The 6679-nt window shown below is 60.7% G+C and carries 6 protein-coding genes; 3 read left to right on the forward strand and 3 right to left on the reverse strand.

All coding sequences use genetic code 11. The features are described from left to right. Positions 1 to 539: 539 nt before the first annotated feature. From mobC to AKV04_RS26130, 3 genes are all read left to right on the forward strand, one after another. Entirely contained in the window at positions 540 to 1115 is a 576-nt protein-coding gene (gene mobC / locus AKV04_RS27070; protein ID WP_156317444.1) for a plasmid mobilization relaxosome protein MobC, read from the forward strand. Next, positions 1081 to 2265, forward strand: a complete 1185-nt coding sequence (locus AKV04_RS09500) for a DEAD/DEAH box helicase (protein WP_054006218.1) — start codon at positions 1081 to 1083, stop codon at positions 2263 to 2265. Before mobC ends, AKV04_RS09500 begins: the two co-directional genes overlap by 35 nt. A 371-nt stretch (positions 2266 to 2636) precedes the next feature. Continuing rightward, positions 2637 to 2855: a hypothetical protein gene (locus AKV04_RS26130; RefSeq protein WP_156317445.1), complete on the forward strand. Its 219-nt coding sequence runs from the start codon at positions 2637 to 2639 to the stop codon at positions 2853 to 2855. A gap of 115 nt (positions 2856 to 2970) precedes the next feature. On the opposite strand, the gene AKV04_RS09510 is transcribed toward AKV04_RS26130, so the two are convergent. From AKV04_RS09510 to AKV04_RS09525, 3 genes are all read right to left on the reverse strand, one after another. Continuing rightward, entirely contained in the window at positions 2971 to 3885 is a 915-nt protein-coding gene (locus tag AKV04_RS09510; RefSeq protein ID WP_054006220.1) for an ornithine cyclodeaminase family protein, read from the reverse strand. 10 nt (positions 3886 to 3895) lie between these two features. Further along, positions 3896 to 5020 (reverse strand): DSD1 family PLP-dependent enzyme, encoded by a 1125-nt coding sequence (locus tag AKV04_RS09515; RefSeq protein ID WP_054006221.1) that lies wholly within the window; start codon positions 5018 to 5020, stop codon positions 3896 to 3898. A gap of 220 nt (positions 5021 to 5240) precedes the next feature. After that, the gene (locus tag AKV04_RS09525; RefSeq protein ID WP_082351583.1) at positions 5241 to 6467 is read right to left on the reverse strand and encodes an IS256 family transposase; all 1227 of its coding nucleotides are present in this window, start codon (positions 6465 to 6467) and stop codon (positions 5241 to 5243) included. Positions 6468 to 6679: the final 212 nt, after the last annotated feature.

A 6679-nucleotide genomic window follows, 5' to 3' on the forward strand; every position in this document is an offset into this window, starting at 1 on the left:
CCATACCACCTATCCCACTTCACCGATTGCATTTCTCGCAATGCGCATCGCGTAAATCTTTTATCTGAACGCATATCTCTTTTATCCGAATCCACATTGCGGATATCAGAATTCGGCTCGCGCAAATCTTATTGCGCAAGGCGTATCTCTTTAATCCGTAATCTGATTACTGGATGCGTATCTCTTTTATCTGATCGCGCAATGCGTGTATCCTAAGGCTGAACCCCGAACACGCAAGGCTGATGCCACAAGACGCATCCCACACATCCTTTCTCCGGCCCCTGAACACTGAACGACAGGCTCCGCTCTTCAAACAAAACAAGGCTTTACGCCACATTTCACAAGGAAAACACACCTCTTGCCACGTGGCCAGAGGTTCGCCTCCCCGTCTTCCCTTATGTGTTCAGCGATCAGCGAAACGCATTCGGTGGCGGTGAGTTACCCAAGGTCAACACAATCTTCAAGTGCATAAATCGCGCCTAGATTGTGCTTGAAAGGGAGGTGAAGGAAGGGGTAGGAAGAGTGGCAGGAAATGCGATATGTCTACAATAATTCGGCGGTTGGTGGTGATGGTAAAATCTCTGTCGGGTGAAACGCGGCGCAAGGCGGAATTAAAGAAGGGTGCTGTGGTTCAGGCCGAATCTTTGGCTTCTGAGTTGGCCACAAGCCCCCGGCGTGGTCGTCCAGTCGCAGAAGGTTCAGGGCAGGTCATCAGCTGCCGCCTGCCGGCCGAAGAGCTTCACGCCTTTGACGCCCTTTGCACCCAGCTTGGCGCGAAATCCCGATCTGACGGGGTGCGTTCGGTGGTGCGGATGGCCTCGGGGTTCCTCGAGTTCAGCCGGGAAGACAGCGCGCGCTTGGAGGAAATCCGCTACGAGCTGGGCAAGATCGGCTCCAACGTGAACCAGATTGCGCTGGCCGCGAACCGGGGCAGGGCCCCGATGGTCAAGGCGCAGTGGGCCGCAGTCGATGAGTTGCGCCGGTCGCTGCCCATGGTGGCGAAGGCGCTGAGCCAGATCATTGCCGAGCGCCGGCGTCAGGGGGTGGCGCTGTTCCGCAAGTTTGTGGAAGTCGAGGAGGGTGCCCGACCTCAAGGTGCTGGTCCTGCAAGGTAATGATCGAAAAGCCCTGTTCGATCAGATCGACGCCGCCCATCTGGTGATCTCCACCTATCCGCTGTTGCACCGCGATCATGACATCCTGCTGAGCCGCGACTGGGAGCTTGCCATTCTGGACGAGGCGCAAGCCGTCAAAAACCCCGCCTCGACCGCCGCCAAGCGCATCCGCGATATACGCGCCCGGATGAGACTGGCCCTGACCGGCACGCCGATGGAAAACACCCTGACCGACCTGTGGGCGCTGTTTGACTGGCTGGTGCCGGGCCTGCTGGGCGACCGCAGGAGTTTTCGAACGCAGGTGCTGCTGCCGATCGAGAAAGAGGGCGACGCCCAGGCACAAGCCCGGCTCAACCGCCGCATCCAGCCCTTCATTCTGCGGCGCACCAAGGATCAGGTGGCACTTGATCTGCCCGAAAAGACCGAGATCACCGAACTGATCCCGTTGGGTGCCAAGCAGCAGGCGCTATATGAAACCGTCCGCATGGCGATGGACGCCCGCGTCCGTGAGGCCATCGCGGCGCGCGGGCTGCAAGGCTCACAGACCACCATTCTGGACGCGCTGTTGAAAATGCGCCAGGCCTGTTGCGATCCCTCGTTGCTGAAAGACGGGGCCCGACTTGAGGAAAGCGCCAAGCGGGGCCGCCTGATGGAGATGCTGGAGGCGCTGGTTCAAGAAGGCCGCAAGGTCCTCATCTTCTCGCAATTCGTGCAAATGTTGCGCCTGATCGAAACCGATATAGCCTCGCGTGGCTGGTCCTATGAATGGCTGACTGGCGACACCGTGGACCGCGATGGCGCGGTAACGCGGTTTCAATCCGGGTCAGCGCAGATCTTCCTTATAAGCCTGAAAGCGGGTGGTGTCGGCCTGACCCTGACCGAAGCCGACACCGTCATCCTTTACGACCCGTGGTGGAACCCCGCCGTCGAGCGCCAAGCCATGGACCGCGCCCACCGCATCGGCCAGACCAAAGCCGTCTTCGTCTACCGTCTAGTGGCAGAAGGTACCGTCGAAGAAGCCATCCTTAGCCTTCAGGCCCGCAAACAAGCCCTCGCCGATGCCCTTTTCGATGGCGGATCAGCCGACCCAATCGGCTTGGATATGGATATCATCGGGGAATTGTTCCGGCCCTTGGCCAAGGGCGGGTGATGGCGCCGGAAGGGGGGCCGACCGTCGCAGAGGGGGGGCGGAGAGCGGACATTCGCTGTAAGTGCGGGTCTGGCCAGCCCCGATTGCGGCAGCCGACATTCGAGCAGTCCCGTATCAGGGGTATGTGCTGCGGTGCGGCGGGCGGCCTGGAGCTCGTCTTGACAGGCTTTTGCAACGCAGCCAAGGTCTGCAATTGAAGATGCTGGCGTCGACCGGAAAGGTTCCTGATCGGCGCGGCAATGAAGAGCGTAACAATCGCTATGAAACCTAGCTTTCCACGCCCGCGAGATAACGAGCCTTTCGCTTGGGGTTTGTCTGGTTCCGAGCCGGTCGAAATTTGGGAGAGGTTTTCCCCGGCCTATGAGGCCCAATTGGAAAGGCTTATCAAAACCCTGAACGAACTTGGATTCACCCCCACCATTGGCGGTTCTGGGTCCGAGGACGGCGAATATGTCAGGGCTGAATACAGCGATGACGACCGAATCGTGTTTTTCCACCACCTTGAAGACCCCGCAGACGCGAGGTTCGTGTCATCCCTTGATGAGGATGATTTGCGCAGCTGGATCGTTAAGTCTTGGATAGAGGGCTAAGACGCGCCTTTATTGCAAGGTCACGCTGTGCGGTGAATGCCGGATCATGTGCCGGCCAAGACTGTCCGGATTGGCCCACAGCGCGGGTTATCCGGGCGGAGTCAGAAAAATCCGGCTAAACCATGGCCGCAAGGATGGCCTCGGCCATATGCAGATCCTGCAAAGAGATGCCGGAACTGTCAAAGACGGTTATGTCTTTCAGGCTTTGTCTGCCTTCGCTGGCCCCCGACAGGACCGCACCGATCGCGGTGAGGGGGGTGGCGGGGGTGGCATGTTGAAACTCGCCGATGCGGGCGGATTGGGCCGGCAGATCACAAAAGAGCCGCGCGCGGGGGAACAGGGTCGGGGGCAATTCCTGCTTGCCCTGCGCATCAGAACCCATCGAGGAAATATGCGTGCCGGGCTGCACCCAGTCGGCGTCAAACAGCGGCGCTGTTGCCGTGGTGGCCGTGACGATGATGTCAGCGGCACGAACCGCGGGTTCTGGGTCTGCCACTTCGGCGGGCAGGCCCTGGCCTTGCAGCATCGTGGCAAAAGCTGTGGCGCGCGACGGGTCGCGGCCAACGACCAAGATACGCGACAATGTGCGGATACGAGCGATTGCCTGCGCTTCATATCCGGCCTGATGGCCCGTGCCGAACAGGGTCAGAACCGCTGCATCCCGCCGCGCGAGGGCGTCGGTGGCAACGGCATCAGCTGCCGCAGTGCGATAGCAATTCAGGGTTGACCCTTCGACCACTGCGCCAATCCGGCCAGACGATTGGTCGATCAAAAGAATGGTCGAGGCATGGCGCGGCAGCCCGCGCGCATCATTGCTGGGGAAATAGGCGCCGACCTTTAGCCCGGCCAGATCAGCCCCCGCTGCCGATTTGATGGTAAAGCGGTTCTGCGGATCGCTGCCATGGGCCAAGACCACCGGAAAGCTGAAAGCATCCGCCCCGACGGCTGCGATGAAGGCGTGGCGCATGGCGTCAAAGGCAAGCTCATGGGTGACGCGAGCGGCCGATTGGGCTTCGGTAACAAGGATCATGCTGTGCCCCTTACCAGCCGCCGAAACGCTGCCATGTCCGCAACGCGCGCCCATCGGGCGAAAGAACAGCATAGCGGTCATACTGGGCGGCTGTCGCGCAGGCGTGATTTGGCAGAATGCGCAACAGCGTTCCAACCGGCAAATCCGGCAAGGCGGCTTTGGCACCGGGGCGCAGCGACACAATCCCGTGTTCCTGATTGGCGCCGCTGATGATCAGATCGGGCAGCACCCGGCCGTCCGCGTCACACACCACGCCGTAGCCCTGATCCACAGCCTGCGCAGCCGTGCCCCGATCACGCGACATCGCCATCCAGCCCGCATCCACCATGATCCAGCCTTTGTCCTGCTGGTGCCCGATAACGGTGGTCAAAACACTCAGCGCGATGTCATCCACCGCGCAGACGTCGATTCCAGCCATCACCAGATCAAAGAACATATAGACCCCGGCGCGCAACTCTGTCACGCCAGACAAGTCGTGGGCGGCGTGGGCCGTTGGCGTTGAGCCTACGCTGACAACCGGACAGGGCAGGCCAGCATCGCGCAAGGCTCGCGCGGCGCGAACGGTTGCGCTGCGCTCTTGCTCGGCAAAGGCGGCATGGGCGGCTTTGCCACGCACGCCATAGCTTTCGCCGGCATGGGCCATCACACCGCGCAAGCAACCCTTTTCATGCAGGATATGGCCAATTGCGACCAGCGACGCATCCTCTGGTCGCCGCCCACCGCGATGGCCGTCGCAGTCGATCTCTATCAGGGCGGGCACCTCTGCTTGCGACACCGCGCGGGCCTGTTCGGCGCTGTCGAGGATGACGATCAGATCGCAGCCTTTCGCGCGCAAGGCCTGCACCCGCGCCAGCTTTTGCGGGGCGATGCCCACGGCGTAAAGGATGTCGGTAAAGCCTGCGGCATGAAACGCCTCGGCCTCGGCCAGAGTGGAGACGGTGATCGCAGCGGCAACACCCTTGTTCAGACGCCGGGCGACCTCAACCGATTTTGCGGTTTTCAGATGAGGCCTGAGCGTCACGCCAAGCGTTTGCGCCTGCGCCTCCAACCGTTCAATGTTGCGCATCATTTTCGCCTCGTCGAGCAGCAGGGCTGGCGTTGAAAGACTGCCAAGAAGGGTTCCTTCGGCGGGCATGGTGCGTTCCTTATGGTCGTGGGGTCTGGGCCCGGTATCGATCTCAGTGTCTGAAGGCCAGTATATGCAGCAGAGGACAGTTGGAACAGCCGGATGTGCCGCGCAACAGCAGCAACTCGCTGTGCGCGGGGATCAGCATGGCGAAGCCGTAGCGGGTTGTGTCTCGAATGTGGTGGAAATTCTCTGGCGGCGTTCTCCGAGCATGTTGATGTGGACCTGATCAGGCCGCGAGGTCAAGGCTGATTGGGGCGATAGGCTGAGCCAAGGTTTCCCAGCCATCGATCTTTCGCATCTGGATCTGGCCGGAAGCCATCAGCGCCCAGAGGAGCATAGGCACGGTTTCAGCACAGGGCAGCACGGTCTGGGTCTTGATGCGGCGACGGAATTCCTCGTTGAGGCGCTCGATCGCATTTGTGGTTCGAGCGGACTTCCACTGCGACGGGTCAAGGCGCGTAAAGGTGAACAGCCGATCCCCGGCTTCTTCCATGCTGTCGGCGACCGCGCGACATTTCAGGAGCCACTTGCGCAAGAATGCCTTTCGCCGCTTCTCGATGTCTGCAGCGGTGTCGGCATAGATCATGTCGCGGTAATCCTCGCTCAGCTCGTCATGCATGTGCTTTGGGGCATAACCGAGAAGGTTGCGGTGCTTGTGAACTGTGCAGCGCTGGATCGGCAGGGCTTCGCCCCAGAGCGCGACGAGGGCAGCCTCCAGCCCGGGCGCACCATCGACGATGACGAATTCCGGTTGTTTCAGGCCACGCGCATCAAGATCGCCGAGGAACATGCCCCATGCAGCTTTGCTCTCGCCGCCCATATTCTTGATGGAAAGCAGCACCTTCTGACCATCCCGGCGCACCCCGATTGCCGCCAGTACCGAGATATTCGTGGCCTTTCGGTCCAACCGGGTCTTGATGACCGTGCCGTCCAAAATCAGACGGACGATGTCTTCGTCAGCCAAGTCGCGTGCCACCCACGCGTCCCAATCGACCTTCACCTTGCGCCAAGCGCGGCTGACCACATCCTTGCTTACCGCACCTTCGAACAGCCCATACAGCGCCCGCTTCACGCGCCGTGTGTTGGTCCCGGCCAGATAAACCGAGGCAATCAGCGCTTCGGCTTTCTTGGTCAGCCGCTGGTAACGCGGGAGCGCCTTTGATCGCCATTCCGTGGTCTTGCCGTTTTCATCGACGGCCCGGGCACGCGGCACGCTTATTGTCTCGGTGCCAAACGTGCCTATCAGCTGGCGCTCACGACGGCCGTTCCGATAGCCAGTGGGCTTGTCGGTGCCACGATCATAACGGCATCGTCCCAGAAACGCGTCCAGCTCCTCCTCGAAAACCGCCTCGATGGTGGCGCGGATGTTCTCACGCAGACGATCTTCGATCGGATCATAGCCCGCTTCACTGGCCAGTAGCGAAAGTGCAGAAGTGTCGGTATTGTTCTTCATGGTGTGATCTCCCTGGCGGTTGCTGCCGCCGGTTGGGTGGGTTCAAGTCACCCGGAGATTACGCCACCTTCAAATTTCCACCACCTTCGCGACACGACCCCGTAGCGCCGCGTCAAACACTGCGCAGAAGATCAGTCAGCGCTGACGGCATACCCCGAATGCCGTCAGCGACTAGACGGGCGATCCAGGTCCAGAACGGGACCGTCGGGCAC

Source organism: Cypionkella psychrotolerans (assembly GCF_001294535.1).
Taxonomy (GTDB): Bacteria; Pseudomonadota; Alphaproteobacteria; order Rhodobacterales; family Rhodobacteraceae; genus Cypionkella; species Cypionkella psychrotolerans.